The sequence below is a fragment of the Lysinibacillus sp. NPDC097868 genome (assembly GCF_044761135.1).
GTDB lineage: Bacteria > Bacillota > Bacilli > Bacillales_A > Planococcaceae > Lysinibacillus.
This window is the reverse complement of sequence record NZ_JBIWBS010000001.1, coordinates 2,587,771-2,608,073: the sequence shown is the minus strand read 5'-3', so window position 1 is coordinate 2,608,073 and position 20,303 is coordinate 2,587,771. Positions and strand designations below refer to the sequence as shown.

The following is a 20,303-nucleotide window of genomic DNA, read 5'->3' as shown; positions in this document are numbered from 1 at the left end:
CAGTGAAGAAGAGCGTGACGGACTAGCATTTTATGCACATGTTGCGCTTCATCGATTCAATATACTGCCTAACTCGTTTTTAAGTATGAATCGCAAAGAGCGCGCATTCATTATCGCAAGTTTGGATATAGAGCTTGAAAAAGAAGCAGAGGCTTCGAAAAAGTAATAAGAAAATAATAATTTTATAAAAAAGGCATGCCTTGTTGGGTATGTCTTTTTTAGCCCTAAAATGAGGTGAGTGTTATGTCAGTGCGTACAACCATGACCTTGACCGATAGAATGACTGGTACCCTTCGTAAGATGATGAAAGCTATGAATAGTACAATCCGAACGATGGAGCAAATGCATATATCATCCAACAGAGCAGGAGATATGCGTAGCCTGCAACGAGCAACGCGCGATATTCAAAGTGCTAGGGTAGCTTTTGATAGATTAAGTGCTAGTGCAAGACTTGCATTTCAAAATGTTGGTGATGTAGGTGATATTTTTAGTGGGACTTCTGGAGGGATATCAGCCGCCACAAGTGGAGTGGGTAAGTTTTTTAGTAAATTTGTAGGTTTTGCTTCTAATATTTTATCGGTAAAGAATTTAACTGAGGGTTTTAAAAAGTTAGCAAGCGCTTCTGATTCTTATAGTAATACAAATACGCGAATCGCTAATATTAATGACGGTTCGCAAACACAAGCGGAGTTGCAGGATAAGATTTATAGAGCTTCTCAGCGAAGTTTAAGCTCTTATAATGATATGGCTACTAGTGTTGCTAAATTAAACGCTAGTGACACTTTTAGTAGCAATGATGAAGCTATTCGTTTCAGTGAGCTGATGAATAAATCTTTCGCTGCTTCAGGAGCTAGTAGTCAAGAAAAGGCTGACAGTATGAAACAAATAACGCAAGCAATGGCTTCTGGAGGATTGCAAGGTGATGAGTTTACATCTATCGCAGAAAAGGCTCCATTGCTTGCAGATGCAATTGCAGATGCGTTAGGAAAAAGTACAAGTGAACTAAAGCAAATGTCATCTGATGGGGAAATTACAGCGGATATTATTAAAAATGCATTATTTAATGCTGCTGACGAAATTGAAGATAAATTTAGTAAAACGCCGAAAACATTTTCAGACGCTATGACCGTATTTAAAAACTATGCGCAAAACGCATTTGAACCTATATTTAAACGATTCAGCGAATTTGTTAATTCGGATGCATTTGGAGTTTTAGCAGGTCATGCAATGGTTTTTGTAAATTTGTTTGTATTAGGTTTATCGTTAGTGTTTGACATTTTAGAAAGGGTTTATAATGGAATAGTTACATTTGGAGATATGTTACAGAATACTTGGTCTTTGGTTGGGCCAATAATTGTAACAGTAGCATCATCATTGGGTTCATATTTGACGATATTAACTGCGTATAGGGGAGTATTAATGATAGTTGCAGCTTATGAGGCAGTAAGAACTTTCGCATTAGGTGTGCTGGCAGCGGCCTCTATGCTAGCTACAGGTGCAACCTTGGCTCAAACATCAGCTGTATGGGGATTAAATACAGCATTACTCGCCTTCCCTGGAACATGGATTCTAATAGCATTTATTGCTGTTATCGCTTTAGTAGTAACCGCAATGCTGATGTGGGCTGAACAAACTGCAGCTGTATTTGGCGCAATTGTTGGAGGCGTTTATTGGCTAGGTGCTGCTTTCTATAACGTTTTTATAGGTGTAATGAACATAAATATTACCGTTGTTGAATGGCTCGTTAATACATGGAATAAGGCTATATTCTTTGTACAACTAGCATGGATTGCCTTAAATCTTATGGTTAGAACTGTATTAGATGCCATAGGAAATAATATAATTAGCGTAGCTGAATGGATTGCAAATACCTTCAACGCTTTAGTGTACGGTGTACAGATGGCATTTTATACGATGGGTACTATGGTGCTGAAAACGGTTGGTGGAATTGCAGATGGTATTTTTAATGTCATTAATAATGCATTAGGTGGAATATCTAATCTTATCAACGGTGCAATCGGTGGGGTAAATAAATTTATAGGTTTACTTAATGATGTGCTGGATACCGATCTTTCCAAGATAGGTACAGTAGATTTAAAATTAAGTAGTGGTGCAACTAACTTTGGGGATACTCTTCAAAATCTTATTAAAGCACCTACAAAGGCAGCCAATATTACTCTAGAAAGAAAGAACATCGCTGGTGAATATATGAATAGTGTGACTATGCCGACTGCACCAACCAATAGACAATTTGAACGTTTAGACTACAAAGACTTAGGTACTGCATACGATAAAGGTAATGAAATAGGAAAATCTCTTTCACTTGCAGGTAGTGAAAAATTAGGTGTTATGGCCGATAAGTTAAAAGGGCTAGCGGGATCAATGAATAAAGATGATGATAATTCTAATTCATTTCCATCTAGTTTGACAGATGATGTTGTAAAATCAGCACCTTCAGAATCAGGTCTTGGAAAAATAAATGCACCTTCAGAATCAGGTCTTGGAAAAAATGCTGATGATAATCAAAAACTTAACGGTGGAAATATAGATAAAGTTGGGAAGATTGAAGACAAAATCGATCTAGCAGACGAATATCTCGAATTATTTAAAGATATTGCGGAAGGTAAAGCGATTAACAACATTGTTTCGCTTACACCCAATTTACAGGTCCATAATAATTTTGAAGATACAACCGGTAGTGCAATGGAAAAAATGCTTAATAAATTCGGTGATTTATCCAATGCGAGTGGCAATGTTGCTAAAATAAATGACTATGTATCACAAGCTTTGAATGTTCCAGTTAGGGATGACGTTGAAGTATCAAATGAAGTACGAGAAAAAGTTTCAGCGTCACCTATAACAAATAACAGTAAAGCTGTTGTGCAACATATTCAAAGTGAACCGAAGTTTTATTTTACTGGCGATATTCGTGAAAAAGTGGATGTTCATGAAGTCGTAAAGTTTATTACACAAGGTTTGAAAGATGAGCAGAATCGTTCGGTAGAGGGGGTATATGGATGATAGGAATCTATCTTAGTGCTAACAATGATAAAGAAGGATTTCGTATTCCCGTTAATCCACCAGAATTATCATTTAAACAGGATGCTGACGGAGAAGAGTTTTCAGTCGCTAAGTTAGGTACTGTGAAAGTGCCTAAACCTATGAAATTATCCGAGTTCTCTTTCTCGTCTTTTTTCCCTGCTCAGGAAACGCATTATGCTGAAACGCAATTTGTAGAGCCTAATAAGTATATAGAACAAATAAAAAAGTGGATGGCCGAAGAAACGGTTATCCGCTTTGTTTATGTAGGCGGTTCATTCTCTGTTAATGACCAGTTTACTATTGAGAGTTTTGAAGCAAAAAATCAATTTGGTACGTCCGACGTGGATTATACTATCTCTTTTAAAAAGTATGTGCCATTTGGATTCAAAAAAATGGAACTTGTTAAAAAGAGTACTACCCCAGCTGTGTCTGCCAAGAAAAAGTCAGTGAAGCAAGTTGTGAAAAAGGAAGCGCCAAGAGAAAACTCTAAGCAAATACCACAGACGTATAGCTTAGTAAAGGGAGATTCCCTTTGGAAAATAGCACAAAAGTATACTGGAAACGGAGCAAATTATAAAGCCTTACAATCCTTGAACGGGATTAAAGATAGTGATTTAAGGAAGTTGCCAATTGGGTTGAAAGTAAAAATTCCACCTGAATGGACGGCTAAGAAATGAGGTGGTAGGTATAGAAGTATTAGTTGATAATCGAGATGGGAATATTTACGAAGTACCTGTCACTTCGCTTAGCTGGAAGACTGAAAAAACAGGGAAAGCATCAGAGCTTAATGTTAATTTGCTAAATCCTAAGCCACTTGAAAATAAAATTGTATCTGGTGCAATAGTAAGAGTAATTGATGGAAAACACAAAGTTTTTTATGGCTATTCATTTAAAGCAGGTTTTGGTAAGGATAGCGAATTTAATATTATTGCTTACGATCAACTCAAGTATTTAATGTATGAAGATACTTTTGTTATTCCATCGATGTTAGCAGAAAAAGCCATTGAGCGTATTTGCAGTATAGCAAATCTTCAGTTAAGTTCTGTAGCGAAAACAGACTTTACAGCTCCTGGAATGGTTGAAGAAGATAAGAAGGCATTGGATGTCATCATGAAATACATCGATTCAACTATTGTGGCCACAAATCAGAGCTATGTTTTTATGGATGATTTCGGCTCACTAGGATTGCATAATATTAGTGATCTTGTTATAGCACCGACAGACTTTTATATAGGTGAAGAAAGCCTTTTGTACGACTATGATTATTCGGTATCCATTGAGGATTCTTACAATCGAGTAAAATTAGTGTTAGATGATAAAGAGGCATCAAAACGTAGAGTATTTATTGCGCAGGATAGTAGCAATATCGCTAAATGGGGACAGTTGCAGTATTACAAAAAGGTAGACGAAAATATGACGTCTGCCCAGATTGAAAGTCTGCTGAATGTATTACTTACGGTCCATAATACAGAAAAAAAAGAACTGTCTTTAAAATGTTTGGGTGATTGGCGAGTGCGCGCAGGAAAGATGGTATTTATCTATATTGAGAAATTAGGAATTAAGCAGTTATTTTTGGTGGAAGCCTGTACACATGATTGGTCAGCTAAAGTTCATACAATGAGCTTAGAATTGAAGGTGATTTCATGAGTTTACTAGAATTAATCAAAACGACAGCAATGGCAGCCTTTTATGCGTCCAATCCGGTAAATATTGTTTTAGGAAAGGTCATTGAAGCTAAGCCGTTAAAAATTGAAATTCATTCGAAGCTCATATTAACGGATGAGTTTTTACTTGTTGCAGAGCATCTTACTAGACACGAAAGAATAGCGAGTATTCAGTACAAATATCCGAAAAATTTTACTAAAGGTCAAATTGGAGATGACGATACACAGGCAAGCTCAAAACGACAAAATCAAGGCGAAGAGACCGCAGTTCCTTATGAAGAATATGAAATGAAATATTTAAAGCTTATCTCAGAAGATGGGTTAAAAGAAGGCGATAAAGTAGTATTACATCGAGTTCAAGGCGGTCAAAATTATTTTGTATCAGACAGATATAGGGAGGGTGATAACGTATGGCACTACCAACAGAAGCAATAACGATTACCCCTGACATTGAAGTAATGGATGCTGTTGAATTACCCACTCGAACGTATCATTTAGATTTCAAACGAGGTTGCTGCAGTGGATTGATAGATGGTCAAAAAGCAATGGAGCAAGCGATATTTAAAGCATTGAATACAATTCGCTTTGAACATTTAGTTTATACAAATAATTACGGTTTTCAAAATATGATGGGATTTGATGAATTGTATGTACGTGGTGATTTAGGTAGGCGCATACAAGATGCCTTGCTGCAAGATGAACGTATTACATCATTAGAAAATTTTAGTCTTGAATTTACTTCAAAAGATGATGTGTTAATAACTTTTGTTGCTCGAACAATTTATGGCGATGTAAGTCTGTTAAAGGAGGCGATTAGGATTGCTTGAGTACTTAGAGTCGCAATCATTTGATAGTATTTTAGCAGAACTGCTTGATCGTGTTCCGGTTGACGTCGATAAACGTGAAGGTAGTGTAATATATGATGCACTTGCACCTACAGCATTAAAGTTAGCTGAAACATATTGGGATATGTCCGTATTATATCGTCGTACTTTTGCTGCTACAGCAGACGGAGATGATCTTGAAAAACGAGTGAACGAGCATGGAGTCGAACGTAAGAAGGCTGGAAGGGCTATTCGCCGCGCATTATTTACAGATGGTGAAGGTATACCTCTTGATGTGTCTACAAATAGCCAATATCGATTAGAGGCAGTTATCTATAATGTAATAGAGAAATTAGAGGCAGGGGTATATAAAGTAGAAGCACAAACAGCAGGTGCCGTAGGAAATAAGGATTATGGCGAAATGTTACCACTCGAAGCTAATAATAAGCTAGGTAAAGCTGTATTAGCTGATGTACTTGTACCAGGTGAAGATGATGAAACTGATGAGTCATTATATTTAAAGTATGTAGAACATATCCGTGAAAAATCTTTTGGTGGTAATCGCGCGGATTATAAAAAAAGATTGAGGGCAATACAAGGTGTTGGCGGTGTCCGTTTACGTCGTGCTCCGTTTGGTGGAGGAACAGTAACCGCGATTATTATCGATTCAGATTTTAATGTACCGACACCTGCGTTTGTATCATATGTTCAAGAAATTATGGACCCACTAGAGTATAAAGGGGAGGGCTATGGTACAGCACCAATCGGTCACGAAGTCAATGTGGAGGGTGTAGAAAAAAACGATATAGTAGTTGAAATTGAACTGTTTCTGAATGGTGCAACGATTGGCCAAATTGAAGCACAAGTGAGTGCAACGTTAGAAACCTATTTTGCTGAACTACGTGCAAATTGGTTTAAAGATTTAGATATCAATGTCCGGATTACTCATATTGAATCTCGACTATTAGAGATTGAAGGAATTGAGGATATTGCTTCAACAGTGTTGAATGGCTTAGCTTATAATATTAACTTGGCTGAAGAAATTCCAGTACTTTCTAAAGTAATACTGAAGGAAGTGAGCACGTGACCAATTCTTTTTTAGAGGAGTTACCATTCTATTATCAAAATATAAAAGAGTTTCGGGAGTTGTCCAATACAGTTACTGTTAACTGGGATAAACTCGACGAAGCTCTTTTTGATATTGAGAATGATCAATTCATTTTAACTTCTAGCGAGGCTGCTATTGCAATAAGGGAAAAAGATTTTGGTATACGTGCAGATCCGAAGAATGAAACGTTGAAATTTCGAAAACTACGATTACTGGCACGCATGCAAGAAAGCGCACCCTATGTTTTAGAGTATTTAACAAAGGCATTGTCAGGATTAATCGGAGAAAATAACCATCAGATTTTATTAGATGTTAATCAATTTGAAATGGAAGTAGCAATAGAAGTTGAACAAACGGCTTATTATAACGAAGTAGTACGGTTGGTAGAACGAATCGTACCATTAAATATTGATTTAATGACAACCATTTTAGCATTAAAGGAATGCCTTATTATAGTAGGTGGCACTTATGCATGGCAAATCAAACATAAAATATGTGGCCGTTTTAAAACAGCCAAAACACATGGTGCTTTAGGAAAAGAAGTTTTAACAGTTTCAAATGAGATTTACAGCTTCATTACAAATAACCGTATTTGTGGTCGATTTAGAGCAGGAGGTGTGAGGAATTGAACGAAATACAAACATTAATGATAGATTTAACTCAACAATTTTTAAGTAATCTTACAGTTGGCGCAAAGGTTACTATTGATGGGGTTGTTTATGACAAAGAAATCTATCACACTAGCACCAAGGTTGGACTAAGAAAGTATGTGAAGTTATCGACGGAACAAGGCTTGGTAACACGTGCTGCTTTAGTCGATAGTTATGGGCGTGAACTGTATGTGAAAACAATGAACTACCAGAAAGGCTCACAGGGGTATGTTATCGCATTTCCTCTGCAACTTGAAGCGAAGGAAGTGAAGTAAATGAGTAACTATATGAATGGTGAAATACCGCTGAATTTTAAGAAAAACCCTTACGAACGTACTGAATGGTACGATGATGTAACCGATCCAGTGACTGGAGAGGTCATTGAGGATGGTACACCTTATATGTCGGAGTACGCCAACAATTTTGAATGGGGAATATATAACTCCTATCGTTTTTTGATGGAGATGTATCGACAATTAGAACGTATGCGTATACAAATGGAACTAGATGGCCGTGTACCAGGTAATAGTGGAACATTTGCCGATATGCTAGATGGTAGCACAAACAAAATCAAATTAGACGCAGCTATGACTGATATTGTCGAAGCCGTTGGAATAGGAACAACTACTTTAAAAGTGGCTAGTGTGGATGGGTTAACACCATTTACACAAGTCACTATTTTTGATGATGTAGCAAGTGAGGACGTTGTTATTACTGCAGTAGGTGCGGACACAATTACGGTTTCAGCTCTTACCAATGCATACAAAAAAGGCGCGAAAGTGGCGCGAAGTAATGTTCAAATTGATACGGTTAACGCTGAGATGGGTGTCGGTGATTGGCAGACATATAATGTGCAGTTAGTGGAGGTGGTTTAAGGATGGTTCAGTATTATTATGACAAATTTACAGTCACTAATCCGTGGGTTATTAATGAAACTTATACAGGAACATCGAGTGTAACTAACGGGTATCCGTCTTATAACCACAGTAATGGTTTATTTTACGCAACTGGGACATATGAGTATTATTCATATGGTAGTTTACCTGTAGGTAAAACGATTTATGGGGGTTCAAACGGTTCTAACACTATAATGAGATATACGTTTACTACAGCTAGTAGCGTTTCAGCGTATGAGTTACGTTCCGCACAGGTGCCGACAAAAGGCGCCCTGGTACAAAGTGCTATTCCAGCAGAGGATGGCACGTACCCGGCAAACGGACGTCATACAGATGGGTATTGGTACGTGAAAGGAGCAAAGGTAAATACAGCTCCGACACAACCAGGAGCATTTTCATACCCGACAGGGACATTAGAAGTTGGTGATTCCAAAGTGTTCACTGTAGGAGCATCAACAGACGCAGAAAGCAATTTATCAAAATACATTTGGGAAGTGTCTATAAATGACGCTGCCTATTCGAAAGCAGGAGAAACAACAACTCCAAGCTTTACGTACACAATACCAACGGCAACAAGTTTGAAAATGCGTCTCAAAGCGGTTGATTCCGCAGGATTAGAAAGTGCATATCGAGAAAGTAGCTTGTACACAGTATCAAAGCCGAAATATTACTTTACGAAATATAATACAATAACTAACTCTCTATATACTCCAGTTGTAAGTTCTCTTATTAATAAAACAACGTTATCTAATGGTTACGGAATAGCTAATGTTTTTAATGTGTTATTAGGAGCAAACTACGCTATTACAGATGGACAAATATTTTATGAAGTTCAAGCTCTTAGCAATGGCTCATTACAATTATTAAATACAGCTAACGGTTCAATGACCCATCTGCTTTACTATTTTGATATTAAAAAGTTCGACTTCTATTGTACTTATAATGGCTCAGTCTATAAGGTAAATATGGAAACCCCTGACGGTCGGGAAGGATATTACAATGTCAATCTTTATCGAGTAACTAGCCAGCTATACTCGACTAATTATAGTAAAGGTTCGCTTGTACAGAGTGGAATCGCTGTTGATGAGGGAACATACCCTATTAATGGTAGACATACCGATGGCTTTTGGTATGAAAGAGGTAGCCGAGTTAATCAATCAATCACTCCATCAGCACCATTTACATCACCGATACAAGGTGAAAAAATTAAACCTAATGAAGTTGTTAATATCACATTTGGAGCCTCACACGCGCCTAACCTGTCACTTTATGAGGTAGATTACCGATATAATAGCACAGGCACATGGACACCGTTAGCTTACAACAACACGCTCACTCGAAGTTTTACAACTACTACAGATAAGGCACTTAAAACCTTAGAATTACGTGTGCGAGCAAAAAATACAAGTAATGTATATTCTGATTATATATACTCTGAACCATTTGAAATTGAACACAACGTTGCTCCTACAGTGTCATTAACAGGTCCTGGAGATAATACAACGCTTTATGAAAATGACACATTAAACATTGCTGGTACGGCTAATGATGCTGATGCAGATCAATCAGTAACCGTTTATTATCAAATTAACAACGAGGCTAGAAAGGTATTAGCAACAAACCTTAGTCAGACGCAAATCTCATTATCTAAACAGCTAACCTTCAAAGGTGGCAAAATATACGATGGTGAAACAGCACTCATAGGTACGCTTGCAGATGGCGTAGCACACACATTAAAAGTATGGGCTGAGGATAGCGAGAAAGCAACGTCTGCGATTGTTGAACGTACTTTCTATGTTGTACCGAACCGAGCACCTTTACTATCCGTAGATGCTGTTGTACCTTCTGGCGTAGTCGATGCGGACAAGTTTAAAATTAGTGGTACAGCCTCCGACCAGGACGCAAATTCTACGCTTAAAGTAACTAGACGTATAAATGCAGAGAATGCAGTTGAAATCTACAGTGGCACAGATGGAGCGTGGGAGTTTGATTTAGCTCTTTCGCAACTTGTAATTGGTCAAAATACGATTGTGATTGAGGTAATTGATAACTACGGAGCAAAGACTAATAAGACTGTAACACTAAATAAAAAAGAAGTGAAAACACCTATTTTGCAATCTGTTGCTCGTTATAAAATTGAGCCACCTAAGGGATCTGCGAAGGGTGTTTTATTATTTATACAACGTGATGAGGAATTGGATATAAAAGTTGAACTATCCATGACTTTAAGTAATGAGCAAGAACAGTATGAAACTTTAACGCCCGTAAACACAGCACCAGTTCAACGAGATGTAGTGGAGGATACCTTCGAATTTGAAGGGGTAGAAGCGAAGCAAAATATCATTCTTAAAATCACGCCATCACGTACAGATTTATCATTTAATCACAAAATACATCTAATTTCAGGGGCGGTGGACTAATGGCATTTCAATATAAAGTGCGAAACTCAGACGGTACATTAGGCGATAGGAAGAAATTCGGACTTGAAGAAACTCCAGAAGAAAAAACGGAACGATTAGAAGCTACTAATGCTCAATTAGCGTATGAATCAGTTATGAAGGATTTAAAAATAGAAGAATTAGATAGTAATCAAGCAGATTTAACATATCAACTGATGATGAAAGGGGTTCTCTGAAATGGATTGGTTAAAAATGATTAATGGCTTTTACCCTAAATACTGGACGAAGGAAATGGTTGGTGATGCTGTTGTTGCTGGAAAACTAACAGCAGAACAGTATAAAGAGATTACAGGCGATAAATACTCATCGGAAAAAACGCAAGCATAAGCTTAGCGTTATTTTTTATGCTGTGAGAGTAATGGAGATAACAGTTCTTGGTTCTGTTTCTCGATACATCTCATAGCTTTTTATTTTATTGAATAGCAAAGGAATGTGATGGAATGGATGTAGCTGCAGTAAATGAAATTGCTACAAGCCAAGCAGTTTGGGCAATAGCTTGTTTAATTATAGCGTTTGGGGCATTTCGCTATCTAATAAGCAAAAATGATAATCTGATGGACCGAGCGGAAGAACGGGAAAATAAATTAATGGACCACTTAGAACGGTCTAATGAATCACAGGAACGAACAGCAATCGCACTTGAAGGCATGAATCGATCGTTGAATATATTAGAAGGTCGTGTGGATCGTATTGAAAAACATTCACTGCAAAATAAAAACAATGAAAAGGATGATGATTAATGGATTTAACAAACATTTTTATGATTGCAATCATGATGGTAGCTATCGTACTAGCTGTATCAGAGGTACTGAAAAAGACATTTAAAATTAATACACAATACATGCCAATCACATCGGTAGTGATTGGTATTTTTATTGGCTTAGTTTGTTGGCCGTTATCAGAGTATCCAGCGTATGCCATGCTGATATCTGGCTTTGTGGCCGGACTAACTGCTTCGGGAACATTTGATTTATTAAAGGCGGCTAAAAAAGAAGGTCAGCAATAATGGCTTACATCTTAAAACAAAATCTATTACCTTTAAGAAAATATCCAATAAAAGCCCCTTACATCATGACGCCACAGTATATTACTGTTCACAATACGGCAAATGATGCATCAGCAGCCAATGAAATTAAATACATGATAACTAACGACAATCAGGTATCCTATCACGTTGCCGTTGATGATGTAGAAGTTATTCAAGCAATCTCCTTTAATCGTAATGTTTGGCATTGTGGTGATGGTCAAGGGATGGGTAACCGTAAATCAATAGGTATTGAAATTTGTTATAGCAAAAGTGGTGGGGCTCGTTATACTGCTGCTGAGGAAAATGCAGTGCACTATATAGCCTCATTATTAAAACAATATGGATGGGGCATTGATCGAGTTAAAAAACATCAAGATTGGAACGGAAAATACTGTCCGCACCGGATTTTAAGTGAGAACCGATGGAATGGCTTCTTAAAACGAATAGAAGAAGCTATGAAACCAAAAACAACTATTCAACAAAAGGAGGAACCAAAAGTGTTAAATTGGAATCCTGGTTCACCAGCTATGAAAACAGAAACAGAAAACTTTATTGCACAGGCGGTTAAGGATGGTATTATTCAAGATTCACACTTGAAAGATTTACAAAATGGAGAAATGACAACAGACCGATTAATTGGGTTATACATTACAATACAACAACGACGAGCAAATAAATAAACAATAATGACCAGGTTATCACTTTAATGTGAGCCTGGTCTTTTTTGTTTCTCAAAAATTTACATTTGTCAAAACGCGAACGAAGCAAAGCGTACTTTCATGATTGATAGCGTGTAACAGTTGTTCCAATCATACATAAGGAACGTTTAGTTGTATGATAAAACCGGAGCAAAGACAACTACTTCATAAATATGTCATTTACGATATGGCAGTACAGACATTACAACGTGACTACAAGGTGATTGAAAATCTTAAAATGAGCAATGTTTATTTACCAATACTCGATAAGCTTTTAGATAACATTTCACAGGAATGTTTCAACTCTAAGAGGTTGTTGGCTAAAGATAAGATTAGAGTCGTGAGATGGGAAAAGACTGTGAATACTTTAGCGATTTCATTATTGCTACAGCATGAGAAGATTTAATGTTGACGTATGCTAATATGGCTTTGAAAACGCAAGTGGGAAAATTAATATTAAGGCATCAAAACAAACAACCAGGCGCTCATAGTTAATTGAGTACCTGGTCTTTTTTGCTTATTGTTTACTAATAATGCCTAAGCGTTCCTTAATTGCGAACTGAAGTAATTGAGAGAAATTTATATTTTCTTTTTCTGCTGCATCATTTAACCATTTAGGAATTGTTAAAGTTTTTTTAACAGCCTTATTTTCAATCTCATCTCTAATATAATCTGTTCTTACTTCTACAATCGAGATAAATGCACCTTGTGGAAGGTCGATATTACTTGGATTTGAAGGGGCAGGTATTTGTTCTCCATCTTCTTCCATTCCATATAAAAAACCTGCTAATACATCTTTAGACATGTATGCTGCTTCATCCATATTAGAACCTTCTGTAATACATCCCGGCAGGTCAGGGAATGTTATTGTAAAACCATTTTCATTTTCAGTGCCTGGATCAAAAATTGCTGGAAAATAATATTTAGCCATCTATATAAAACCTCCTTGCAGGTGGACTATTTAAGTCCTGCCTGCTTTAGTATTGAGTTTGTAGTTTTTATTAAAAGGTCTTTCTTCGGATGTGGAACTGTTACAGTTCCTTTTTTAGTAGGATGTTTAAAGTGATGATGACTTCCAACAATCCTATGTAAATACCATCCATCTTTATTAAGTATCTTTATCATTTCTCTTGATGATATGTCTTTTATCTCCTTTCTATACTCTTATTATAACACGTATTATTTATACGTATAATATAACTTTTAATTTATTTTCCTTTTTTACTAAAAAATCTAAATAAAAAGCCACTCGATTGAGTGACTTATTTTTTACTTACTGGTACTACAACAGTAACTTCTTCACCGATTGTCATAGCGTCTTTTGCAGTTCCTTCAAATACAAATTTTAATTCAGTTACTCCCTCTAAACCTTCATCACCAAGGTCAAATATTACTTCACCTTTTTGAATTACATTACCAATGAATTCTGATTCAAAAGGAGAAATCATTACATTCGAACTGATTTGTCGCTTTGTGTTAGTCGTCATTTTAGCTGTGTTAGGATGGAAACTTACAGTGTCATCAGATAGATTTTCTCCTGTAATAGATAAGATTAAAACATTTGTTTCAGGTTTAGTTTCGATTAAATCAGGATCTTCCGCCTCGAATTTAGCTGTTTTAATTTGCTCAATAGTAAACTCTACATCAGCACTTTTATATTTATCAGTTGGTGCATTGTACAATTCAGTAATAGTATATATTCCTGCAAAATCATCTTTTACTATATCGCCAACTTGAGCATCTGTTAAATTTTCAACTTTATTTGCTTTACTTTCCTCAGTTATTTTTATACTAGTAGAACCCGTTACAGCCTCTTCTAAAGATGCAGCATATTTGGCAAATTCATTATCTTCCATATCACCATTCATTTGAATTAAAAAAAGTCCACTTTGATGTGTGTGTGAATAAAACATTGGACCAGAGTTACCTAATTCATCGTAGTAACTTTTAGCTTTTTGCAAGTTTTCTTCAGTATCAAATAAGAATAGTCTGCCACCTGCATCGGAACCTAGTGAAGGAATTAAAATTCTTTTTCCTTCTTTTCGGATATTCCCAAATTCATCATTTGGTAAATCAGAAACTTCTCCGATTTCAAGATTATCATCCTTAAAGTGTTGGATAACATCTTCTGTAGTTTTAGCTAAAACCTTTTGATCTGCCTCTGCATTAGTATTGCTTTCTTTTGGTTTATCATTTGCAGAACTATCACCACATCCAGCTAAACCTAAACTTAATACTAAAGCAGCACTAAAAATTAATTTTTTCATTTTATATATCCTCCCTTTAAGTTTCTATTTTAGGAAATTTTGTCATGAAAGTACATATAAAAAACAGACAACCCTATTAGTTATCTGTTAGTCCCACTCTAATATATCGTCAAAACTTGTTATTTCTAATGTCTTACAAATGGTTTCTAAATGCGCTTTGTTAATTGTGTCTCTACGATTATTTACAATTTCACTGATTGCTGCTTGGCGAATCCCTCTTGTCGATGATGAGGATTACGAAAGAGAAAATGAATATATTTGGACTGTAGCAACAACTGTCGATGGTAATGGGTTAATTATTTCTAACAGAACACTCAACATCATTACATTAGGACGTTTTTTATTGAATTTAAGTACTACTAGAGATGTATTAGTTCATTAAATAAATCGCAATCAATTAGATTATCAAAAATCAGATTAGAAGATAATAGATCCATCATATAGCAGACAATTAGCTAAAGGTGGACGCAACACCTCTTCTAAATATAAAGGTGTGTGTTGGAGTAAAAGGAATAACAAATGGGTTGCAGCCATTAAAAAGAATGGTAAACAGAAACATTTAGGTTATTTCAAATCAGAAGATGAGGCAGCTAAAGCATATAATAATGCCACAATTGATTTGTTTGGTATTGATTGTTTTTTAAATTACTCGCAGAATATCTAAGAACTATAAATCCAAATATAGAGGTGTTTTATGGTACGGAGTTGATCAAAAATGGAGAGCTAGGATTATGAAGGATAAAAAAGACTAGTTATTTAGGGTATTTTACAGATGAAGTCGAAGCAGCAAAAGCTTATGATAAAAAAGCTTTTGAATTACACGGAGATAAAGCTATATTAAATTTCCCTAAAAATCTAGAAGAATATAAAAAAGGCATCCACAAATGTTAGTAGCAAAAAAACAAGAGGGAATATCCCTCATGTTTTCACTTTTTTCACAAACATTTTGACCACAGGCACAAGGAAAATTGAGATCACAAGAATTCGAAAGAGTTGGAAAGCTGTGACGATTGTCACATTGGCATTTACAGAAGCCGCTATAATCCCCATTTGATCAAGTCCCCCAGGCACAATACTTAAAAAGCCTGTCTTAAAGTCGAGCCTGTATAGGCTTTTCATCAAAAATGATAAACCATACGCTGCCCCTATATAAATGCCAGCTGATACAAATGCATAAAAAATATGCCTCTTCGATAAATGTAGATCTTCTTTTTTCAACAATAATCCGATATGAATTCCAACCATCAATTGAGCAATATGTAGAAGGGATATGGGTATTCTAGGCACTTCTATGCCCACCATATTAATACCCATCAATAAAAATACTGGGCCAAGCATATAACCTGTTGGAATTTTAAGCTTTTGAGCAAGCCACCCTGCTAAGCCACAAACAATTAGTATACCGACAAGACCCCATGTATACATTCCATTGTTCATAGAGCTATTTCCACCAACATCTGTTAACATTAGCGGGACAAAGCCGACGATTAAAAGAACACGGAGGATTTGAAAGAACGTAATGACCACCATATCCATATCGCCTTGCTCCTCAGCAAAGGCCACAACCTGTGCCATACCACCAGGTACACAGCATGTCAATGCCGTTGCAAAATCCAAATCTGTACGTTTGGCTACTAAATAACTGACACAGAAAAATAATAAAACAAATATCACATTTAAAACGACAATACTCCCTAAAAATTGCTTAATACCTTGTACTGCCTCTGGTGTAAAGGCAAAGCCAATAGAGTAGCCTGCTACGATTAAGCCAAAATTACGGAAGGACGAGTGCCATCTCAATTGTGCGTTGGTCGACAATTGCACAATAAGTACTGCTGTAATCGCGCCTAATAACCAAGACATAGGTATATGTAATAGTTGAAAAACGACAGCACCTATTAGGCCAATGCATAATGTGATTAATATATGCTTACTCAAAACAAACATACTAGCAACCCCTTTTGACTAGATTACTATATTATGACGTTTCTTAACCTTTTTTTCTATTTAAGCGACTTTTGTATACCATCCACACTATTCACAATCCCAGTTAATACAATAGCTCAGCCAACTGGAATAATTGCGGATAAAACACTTGAAATGTTAGCAACAATATTAGATCCGATGATTCAAGTAATGGTCGCAATATCATTTCCTGTTGCTTCCATGATTATGATAGGTGCGTGTTTCTTCTTTATGTTAGGTAATAGTGAAAGAGCTTGGAATACAATTATGAATGCTGGATTAGGATATGTATTGATTCAGATGTCACCTTTATTCGTGGGGATAAACGAATGTTGTTAAATCAACGTTTTGTGGCTTTTTGTATGTATATTAAATATAAGGTGTCTTATACATTTTTTAATTCAGTATTCTATCAATACAATCATAGTCAACACACATACTATAAGAATCAGGTTATCATTATACTGCTTCTATTGGAACAAAAAAAGCCACTCGATTGAGTGACTTATTTTTTACTTACTGGTACATGTTAAGTTGGGAGCCCCCAGCGACAAACATAAAATTGCCTGATCCAATCATAATCAATCCAAGTACGAAACGGATAATCGTATATAGTTTGTTTTTTATGTTGTCTCATTTATTTAGGTCAGTTCGTCACAGAGGTTCCTTTTTTTATAATTATTTTACGCCTGGCACCCAACCAACATTACGTTTCATCATGTTCATTAGCGGCTCTGGAATGTTATTATCACGACTCATATCCATTTCAGTAATAACTGGTTCGCCAGCTGCTACTTTTTCTACCCAGTGTGGTTCAATTAATAGCTCTCGACCAAGTGCAAGTAAATCAGCACCTGTTTCCATCGCTTCTTTCGCATCTTCTGGTGAATAAATTGAACCAACGCCTATAAACGGTACACGACCGTCAATCACGCGTTTTAAAATTTTAATACGGTTTTCTTTTTCGCCGCTATAACGACGCGCTTCTGCACGAAAATCACCTAATGAAATGTGTAAGTAATCGAGCTTTTCATCTGCTAAACGATCTACAAGTTGAACCGTTTCATCTAGAGTGATACCGTCTTCTTCGGGCTCTTCTGGGCTAAAACGATAACCAACGATAAATTGGTCATCAGCATATTGCACTTTTGCACGGTTTACACTATCGATAATTTCTAATAAATATGTCATACGTTTTTCAACAGAGCCACCGTAACGGTCTGTACGTTTATTTGTAAAACCTGAGAAGAATTGTTGTAATAAATACGTATTGGCACCATGAAGTTCCACACCGTCAAATCCTGCTTTAATTGCGCGACGTGTCGCTTCACCAAATGCTACGACTATTTCCTCAATTTCTTCTACCGTTAATGCACGAGCCACACCGCCATCTGCTGCAATGGTTTCACTTGCGCTTACGACATCGCCATTTGGTACAAGGTCTCGTACTGCTTGGCGTCCACCATGATAAATTTGTAAAATTGCTTTTGCGCCACCGTCGTGAATCGCATCAGCAATACGTTTTAAGCTTGGAATATATTCATCTCTATGCGCAGAGATTTGACCTGGGAAGCCTTTCCCATTAGGAATCACGTAAGCACATGCTGTAATCACCGCACCGACGCCATATGAGCGCTCACGGTAATATGTAATCTCCGCATCTGATACTGTGTCATCAGCATTTGCTGAGTAAGTTGTCATTGGCGCCATCACGTAACGATTACGAATTGTAACGCCGTTATTAAAAGTAAATGGTTTTAAATAAGTTGTCATGTTATTCACTCCTTCTAAAACAAGAGTAAATTTATCGGATTTAAAAGTCAAAGATCGCGCTTTACTACTACATTTTATTTACTGGATCATAATGAAAAAAGCAGTTGAAAGGATAATTGTATTGAGAAAATTGCGTGGCTTGCTAATTGGACGAGAGAGGCAAAAAGTTGTGGAGCACACTACTCTGTGGCAAACTGAATAACCTGCTTCTTACGTACGTCAGAGGCAGGCGTATAAGGTTACTCTAAACAGAAATACCAAAGTGAAACTATAAATTTCATAACTATATTGAATGTATATCTGAAAGATATTGTTCAGTAAAAGAAGAAGCAATAATAAAACAGCCCTTCAAAATTTTTTATTAAAAAACTAAGGTGAATTCACAGAAGTTTCTTCATTTCAATAACTTTGATCTTCCACAATCGGGCGCAATTCTGCGCTCGTATTCATTAAAGGGCCATTTAATTGAATAAAATATAACAATTAAATGATTATTAACAATATTGATTTTGCTAAATAACATATTATATGAGGTGTATAAAAATGTATAAATATATCTATGTAGAAGCAAAGGTTTCGGGTTTATTTATAATGGAGAGTCATAGGGAATTAATCGATAAGTATAGTAAAAAAGGCTGGAGATTTGTTGCTGCTATTCCTAAAAGTAATGGGTCATATGGTCAAATTAAAGTAAACGATTTGGTATTTGAAAAATATGAAGAGGAACAATAGTTTTCTTTTTGAGGTATTAATAAAAGATGAAATGTCGAATAAACTTCCTATTGGAACTGAAAATGAATTTGATGAAGAGAACAATGGTGGGATCAATGAATACACAGATTATAAGGAACAATTCGTAAAAGGAATCTATGAGAAAAGGAAATAATTCCTTTGTTGCAAAACGGTATGCTTTACTTTAACAAGCAAAAGACAAATCACCGTCTTAATATTCAGTAATCGGGCGCAATTCTGTAATAAGAATCAGCGCTCCCTTTCATTAAAGGGCTAGATTGTGGAATAAGGGGTCTAGCCAGATTTATACGGATTCACAACGGTAAGCAAAGTAATATCCAAAAAGGGGGAACAATATACTTTACCCCGAATTATCCAGTCTTCTTTTTAATCCATCCTCTCCTTCATCCGTTATTTATTAATTTTTTGTTTAGAGATACGTTGTAGGGGTATATGTATAGAGAGTAACATCTAAAATTTAGGAGGAATAGAATATGTCACATGAACAACACCAAGAATTAATCCAGGCTTTACACCAATGTATGGCTGCCTGCAATCACTGCTTTGACGCTTGTTTAAAGGAAGACGATGTAAAGATGATGGCTGAATGCATCAGATTAGACCGGGAATGTGCAGATATCTGTAACTTTTTAGAGCAGGCGTTAGCACGAAATACACCATTTGCTTCAGAGCTAGCATCAGTATGTGCGAAAGTATGCGAGGCGTGCGGCAATGAATGTAAGAAACATGATCATGAACATTGCCAGCAGTGTGCGGAAGCTTGTTTCAAATGTGCAGAGGCTTGCAGAAAGCTTGCTGCTTAATTTCTTTTCTTACTTGAAAAATACTTTATCCAGCATTAAGTACTTTTTCACGAGTCGGGACGTCCAATTATTTGGCGTCTTTTTTATTGATACAAAGCAATTATTAAGCTTCTCCATCGTATATGAACTAAATCTTTCTGAAAAGCAGTAAAAGGGATTGGTTCAATCGCTACCCCTTTATATTAAAGAAAAAAGGATATGCTTCTTTATTGATTAAAGAAACGATAAATGTACTAGAACAGGAAGAAAACTATAACAACTTTTTCCTTTATAGTGATATTGGGATAATAGGTGAGTTTTCTAATAATCCCTTTGTATGCAATTTCATTACATAACAATTACTATTATTAATAAGCCAGGTTGTAAATTATAAT

The 20,303-nt window shown here is 36.2% G+C and carries 27 protein-coding genes; 21 read left to right on the top strand and 6 right to left on the bottom strand.

Going from position 1 to position 20,303, the window contains the following annotated elements:
- Positions 1 to 243: 243 nt before the first annotated feature.
- The 16 genes from ACIQXJ_RS13040 to ACIQXJ_RS12965 all read left to right on the top strand — a co-directional run bounded on the left by ACIQXJ_RS13040 (position 244) and on the right by ACIQXJ_RS12965 (position 12,774).
- Positions 244 to 3,021, top strand: a complete 2,778-nt coding sequence (locus tag ACIQXJ_RS13040; RefSeq protein WP_403054247.1) for a tape measure protein — start codon at positions 244 to 246, stop codon at positions 3,019 to 3,021.
- Entirely contained in the window at positions 3,018 to 3,719 is a 702-nt protein-coding gene (locus tag ACIQXJ_RS13035; protein WP_403054244.1) for a LysM peptidoglycan-binding domain-containing protein, read from the top strand. The genes ACIQXJ_RS13040 and ACIQXJ_RS13035 overlap by 4 nt, the downstream gene beginning before the upstream one ends.
- Before the next feature lies 1 nt (position 3,720).
- A complete protein-coding gene (locus ACIQXJ_RS13030; RefSeq protein ID WP_403054241.1) occupies positions 3,721 to 4,689 on the top strand; it encodes an XkdQ/YqbQ family protein in 969 nt (322 codons plus the stop codon).
- Positions 4,686 to 5,141 carry a DUF2577 domain-containing protein gene (locus ACIQXJ_RS13025; RefSeq protein WP_403054238.1) on the top strand — a complete coding sequence of 152 codons (456 nt, stop codon included), beginning with the start codon at positions 4,686 to 4,688 and terminating at the stop codon, positions 5,139 to 5,141. The genes ACIQXJ_RS13030 and ACIQXJ_RS13025 overlap by 4 nt, the downstream gene beginning before the upstream one ends.
- Positions 5,117 to 5,533 (top strand): DUF2634 domain-containing protein, encoded by a 417-nt coding sequence (locus ACIQXJ_RS13020; RefSeq protein ID WP_337980657.1) that lies wholly within the window; start codon positions 5,117 to 5,119, stop codon positions 5,531 to 5,533. The genes ACIQXJ_RS13025 and ACIQXJ_RS13020 overlap by 25 nt, the downstream gene beginning before the upstream one ends.
- Positions 5,526 to 6,617 (top strand): baseplate J/gp47 family protein, encoded by a 1,092-nt coding sequence (locus ACIQXJ_RS13015; protein ID WP_403054235.1) that lies wholly within the window; start codon positions 5,526 to 5,528, stop codon positions 6,615 to 6,617. The genes ACIQXJ_RS13020 and ACIQXJ_RS13015 overlap by 8 nt, the downstream gene beginning before the upstream one ends.
- On the top strand, positions 6,614 to 7,267 hold the full coding sequence (locus ACIQXJ_RS13010) for a putative phage tail protein (protein ID WP_403054232.1): 654 nt from the start codon (positions 6,614 to 6,616) through the stop codon (positions 7,265 to 7,267). The genes ACIQXJ_RS13015 and ACIQXJ_RS13010 overlap by 4 nt, the downstream gene beginning before the upstream one ends.
- Positions 7,264 to 7,563 carry a hypothetical protein gene (locus ACIQXJ_RS13005; RefSeq protein WP_403054229.1) on the top strand — a complete coding sequence of 100 codons (300 nt, stop codon included), beginning with the start codon at positions 7,264 to 7,266 and terminating at the stop codon, positions 7,561 to 7,563. The genes ACIQXJ_RS13010 and ACIQXJ_RS13005 overlap by 4 nt, the downstream gene beginning before the upstream one ends.
- A complete protein-coding gene (locus ACIQXJ_RS13000; RefSeq protein ID WP_403054226.1) occupies positions 7,564 to 8,163 on the top strand; it encodes a hypothetical protein in 600 nt (199 codons plus the stop codon).
- Positions 8,164 to 8,165: 2 nt separating this feature from the next.
- The gene (locus tag ACIQXJ_RS12995; RefSeq protein ID WP_403054224.1) at positions 8,166 to 10,604 is read left to right on the top strand and encodes a hypothetical protein; all 2,439 of its coding nucleotides are present in this window, start codon (positions 8,166 to 8,168) and stop codon (positions 10,602 to 10,604) included.
- Positions 10,604 to 10,819, top strand: a complete 216-nt coding sequence (locus tag ACIQXJ_RS12990; RefSeq protein WP_403054222.1) for a hypothetical protein — start codon at positions 10,604 to 10,606, stop codon at positions 10,817 to 10,819. The genes ACIQXJ_RS12995 and ACIQXJ_RS12990 overlap by 1 nt, the downstream gene beginning before the upstream one ends.
- A gap of 1 nt (position 10,820) precedes the next feature.
- Complete coding sequence (locus tag ACIQXJ_RS12985; protein WP_403054220.1) at positions 10,821 to 10,970, top strand: XkdX family protein; 150 nt, start codon at positions 10,821 to 10,823, stop codon at positions 10,968 to 10,970.
- Positions 10,971 to 11,083: 113 nt separating this feature from the next.
- Positions 11,084 to 11,383: a hypothetical protein gene (locus ACIQXJ_RS12980; protein WP_403054217.1), complete on the top strand. Its 300-nt coding sequence runs from the start codon at positions 11,084 to 11,086 to the stop codon at positions 11,381 to 11,383.
- On the top strand, positions 11,383 to 11,649 hold the full coding sequence (locus ACIQXJ_RS12975) for a holin (RefSeq protein ID WP_403054214.1): 267 nt from the start codon (positions 11,383 to 11,385) through the stop codon (positions 11,647 to 11,649). The genes ACIQXJ_RS12980 and ACIQXJ_RS12975 overlap by 1 nt, the downstream gene beginning before the upstream one ends.
- Positions 11,649 to 12,350: a peptidoglycan recognition protein family protein gene (locus ACIQXJ_RS12970; RefSeq protein ID WP_403054212.1), complete on the top strand. Its 702-nt coding sequence runs from the start codon at positions 11,649 to 11,651 to the stop codon at positions 12,348 to 12,350. The genes ACIQXJ_RS12975 and ACIQXJ_RS12970 overlap by 1 nt, the downstream gene beginning before the upstream one ends.
- 154 nt (positions 12,351 to 12,504) lie before the next feature.
- Positions 12,505 to 12,774, top strand: a complete 270-nt coding sequence (locus tag ACIQXJ_RS12965; RefSeq protein WP_403054209.1) for a YhjD family protein — start codon at positions 12,505 to 12,507, stop codon at positions 12,772 to 12,774.
- A gap of 111 nt (positions 12,775 to 12,885) precedes the next feature.
- On the opposite strand, the gene ACIQXJ_RS12960 is transcribed toward ACIQXJ_RS12965, so the two are convergent.
- From ACIQXJ_RS12960 to ACIQXJ_RS12945, 4 genes are all read right to left on the bottom strand, one after another.
- A complete protein-coding gene (locus ACIQXJ_RS12960) occupies positions 12,886 to 13,299 on the bottom strand; it encodes a type II toxin-antitoxin system HicB family antitoxin (RefSeq protein ID WP_403054206.1) in 414 nt (137 codons plus the stop codon).
- A gap of 26 nt (positions 13,300 to 13,325) precedes the next feature.
- A complete protein-coding gene (locus ACIQXJ_RS12955; protein ID WP_403054203.1) occupies positions 13,326 to 13,493 on the bottom strand; it encodes a type II toxin-antitoxin system HicA family toxin in 168 nt (55 codons plus the stop codon).
- A gap of 137 nt (positions 13,494 to 13,630) precedes the next feature.
- On the bottom strand, positions 13,631 to 14,635 hold the full coding sequence (locus ACIQXJ_RS12950; RefSeq protein ID WP_403054200.1) for a hypothetical protein: 1,005 nt from the start codon (positions 14,633 to 14,635) through the stop codon (positions 13,631 to 13,633).
- An 87-nt stretch (positions 14,636 to 14,722) separates the two neighbouring features.
- Positions 14,723 to 14,800, bottom strand: a complete 78-nt coding sequence (locus ACIQXJ_RS12945) for a hypothetical protein (RefSeq protein WP_403054910.1) — start codon at positions 14,798 to 14,800, stop codon at positions 14,723 to 14,725.
- Between the two features lies 1 nt (position 14,801).
- Here ACIQXJ_RS12945 and ACIQXJ_RS12940 point away from each other — a divergent pair, with 1 nt between their 5' ends.
- Both ACIQXJ_RS12940 and ACIQXJ_RS12935 read left to right on the top strand, forming a co-directional pair.
- Positions 14,802 to 15,017 carry a hypothetical protein gene (locus ACIQXJ_RS12940; protein ID WP_403080857.1) on the top strand — a complete coding sequence of 72 codons (216 nt, stop codon included), beginning with the start codon at positions 14,802 to 14,804 and terminating at the stop codon, positions 15,015 to 15,017.
- A gap of 42 nt (positions 15,018 to 15,059) precedes the next feature.
- Positions 15,060 to 15,299: an AP2 domain-containing protein gene (locus ACIQXJ_RS12935; protein WP_403054908.1), complete on the top strand. Its 240-nt coding sequence runs from the start codon at positions 15,060 to 15,062 to the stop codon at positions 15,297 to 15,299.
- Positions 15,300 to 15,553: 254 nt separating this feature from the next.
- On the opposite strand, the gene ACIQXJ_RS12930 is transcribed toward ACIQXJ_RS12935, so the two are convergent.
- Positions 15,554 to 16,582: an AbrB family transcriptional regulator gene (locus ACIQXJ_RS12930; protein WP_403054194.1), complete on the bottom strand. Its 1,029-nt coding sequence runs from the start codon at positions 16,580 to 16,582 to the stop codon at positions 15,554 to 15,556.
- 33 nt (positions 16,583 to 16,615) lie between these two features.
- Here ACIQXJ_RS12930 and ACIQXJ_RS12925 point away from each other — a divergent pair, with 33 nt between their 5' ends.
- Positions 16,616 to 16,939, top strand: coding sequence for a hypothetical protein (locus tag ACIQXJ_RS12925; RefSeq protein ID WP_403054191.1), 324 nt, complete (start codon positions 16,616 to 16,618; stop codon positions 16,937 to 16,939).
- A 339-nt stretch (positions 16,940 to 17,278) separates the two neighbouring features.
- Here the strand turns inward: ACIQXJ_RS12925 and ACIQXJ_RS12920 are convergent, their stop codons facing one another.
- Positions 17,279 to 18,373 carry an NADH-dependent flavin oxidoreductase gene (locus tag ACIQXJ_RS12920; protein ID WP_403054188.1) on the bottom strand — a complete coding sequence of 365 codons (1,095 nt, stop codon included), beginning with the start codon at positions 18,371 to 18,373 and terminating at the stop codon, positions 17,279 to 17,281.
- 543 nt (positions 18,374 to 18,916) lie between these two features.
- On the opposite strand from ACIQXJ_RS12920, the gene ACIQXJ_RS12915 reads away from it, so the two are divergent.
- The gene (locus tag ACIQXJ_RS12915; protein ID WP_403054185.1) at positions 18,917 to 19,105 is read left to right on the top strand and encodes a DUF4177 domain-containing protein; all 189 of its coding nucleotides are present in this window, start codon (positions 18,917 to 18,919) and stop codon (positions 19,103 to 19,105) included.
- Between the two features lie 494 nt (positions 19,106 to 19,599).
- The gene (locus ACIQXJ_RS12910; protein WP_403054182.1) at positions 19,600 to 19,929 is read left to right on the top strand and encodes a four-helix bundle copper-binding protein; all 330 of its coding nucleotides are present in this window, start codon (positions 19,600 to 19,602) and stop codon (positions 19,927 to 19,929) included.
- Positions 19,930 to 20,303 lie beyond the last annotated feature (374 nt).

Bases quoted from the DNA above. Each gene is read 5' to 3' on its own strand.
- ACIQXJ_RS12980 (WP_403054217.1), top strand. From the start codon at position 11,084: ATGGATGTAGCTGCAGTAAATGAAATTGCTACAAGCCAAGCAGTTTGG.
- ACIQXJ_RS12975 (WP_403054214.1), top strand. From the start codon at position 11,383: ATGGATTTAACAAACATTTTTATGATTGCAATCATGATGGTAGCTATC.
- ACIQXJ_RS13035 (WP_403054244.1), top strand. From the start codon at position 3,018: ATGATAGGAATCTATCTTAGTGCTAACAATGATAAAGAAGGATTTCGT.
- ACIQXJ_RS12955 (WP_403054203.1), bottom strand. From the start codon at position 13,493: ATGATAAAGATACTTAATAAAGATGGATGGTATTTACATAGGATTGTT.
- ACIQXJ_RS12970 (WP_403054212.1), top strand. From the start codon at position 11,649: ATGGCTTACATCTTAAAACAAAATCTATTACCTTTAAGAAAATATCCA.
- ACIQXJ_RS12930 (WP_403054194.1), bottom strand. From the start codon at position 16,582: ATGTTTGTTTTGAGTAAGCATATATTAATCACATTATGCATTGGCCTA.
- ACIQXJ_RS13020 (WP_337980657.1), top strand. From the start codon at position 5,117: ATGGCACTACCAACAGAAGCAATAACGATTACCCCTGACATTGAAGTA.
- ACIQXJ_RS13040 (WP_403054247.1), top strand. From the start codon at position 244: ATGTCAGTGCGTACAACCATGACCTTGACCGATAGAATGACTGGTACC.
- ACIQXJ_RS13025 (WP_403054238.1), top strand. From the start codon at position 4,686: ATGAGTTTACTAGAATTAATCAAAACGACAGCAATGGCAGCCTTTTAT.
- ACIQXJ_RS12950 (WP_403054200.1), bottom strand. From the start codon at position 14,635: ATGAAAAAATTAATTTTTAGTGCTGCTTTAGTATTAAGTTTAGGTTTA.
- ACIQXJ_RS12910 (WP_403054182.1), top strand. From the start codon at position 19,600: ATGTCACATGAACAACACCAAGAATTAATCCAGGCTTTACACCAATGT.
- ACIQXJ_RS12995 (WP_403054224.1), top strand. From the start codon at position 8,166: ATGGTTCAGTATTATTATGACAAATTTACAGTCACTAATCCGTGGGTT.
- ACIQXJ_RS12925 (WP_403054191.1), top strand. From the start codon at position 16,616: ATGACGTTTCTTAACCTTTTTTTCTATTTAAGCGACTTTTGTATACCA.
- ACIQXJ_RS12965 (WP_403054209.1), top strand. From the start codon at position 12,505: ATGATAAAACCGGAGCAAAGACAACTACTTCATAAATATGTCATTTAC.
- ACIQXJ_RS12985 (WP_403054220.1), top strand. From the start codon at position 10,821: ATGGATTGGTTAAAAATGATTAATGGCTTTTACCCTAAATACTGGACG.
- ACIQXJ_RS13000 (WP_403054226.1), top strand. From the start codon at position 7,564: ATGAGTAACTATATGAATGGTGAAATACCGCTGAATTTTAAGAAAAAC.
- ACIQXJ_RS12915 (WP_403054185.1), top strand. From the start codon at position 18,917: ATGTATAAATATATCTATGTAGAAGCAAAGGTTTCGGGTTTATTTATA.
- ACIQXJ_RS12920 (WP_403054188.1), bottom strand. From the start codon at position 18,373: ATGACAACTTATTTAAAACCATTTACTTTTAATAACGGCGTTACAATT.
- ACIQXJ_RS12960 (WP_403054206.1), bottom strand. From the start codon at position 13,299: ATGGCTAAATATTATTTTCCAGCAATTTTTGATCCAGGCACTGAAAAT.
- ACIQXJ_RS12990 (WP_403054222.1), top strand. From the start codon at position 10,604: ATGGCATTTCAATATAAAGTGCGAAACTCAGACGGTACATTAGGCGAT.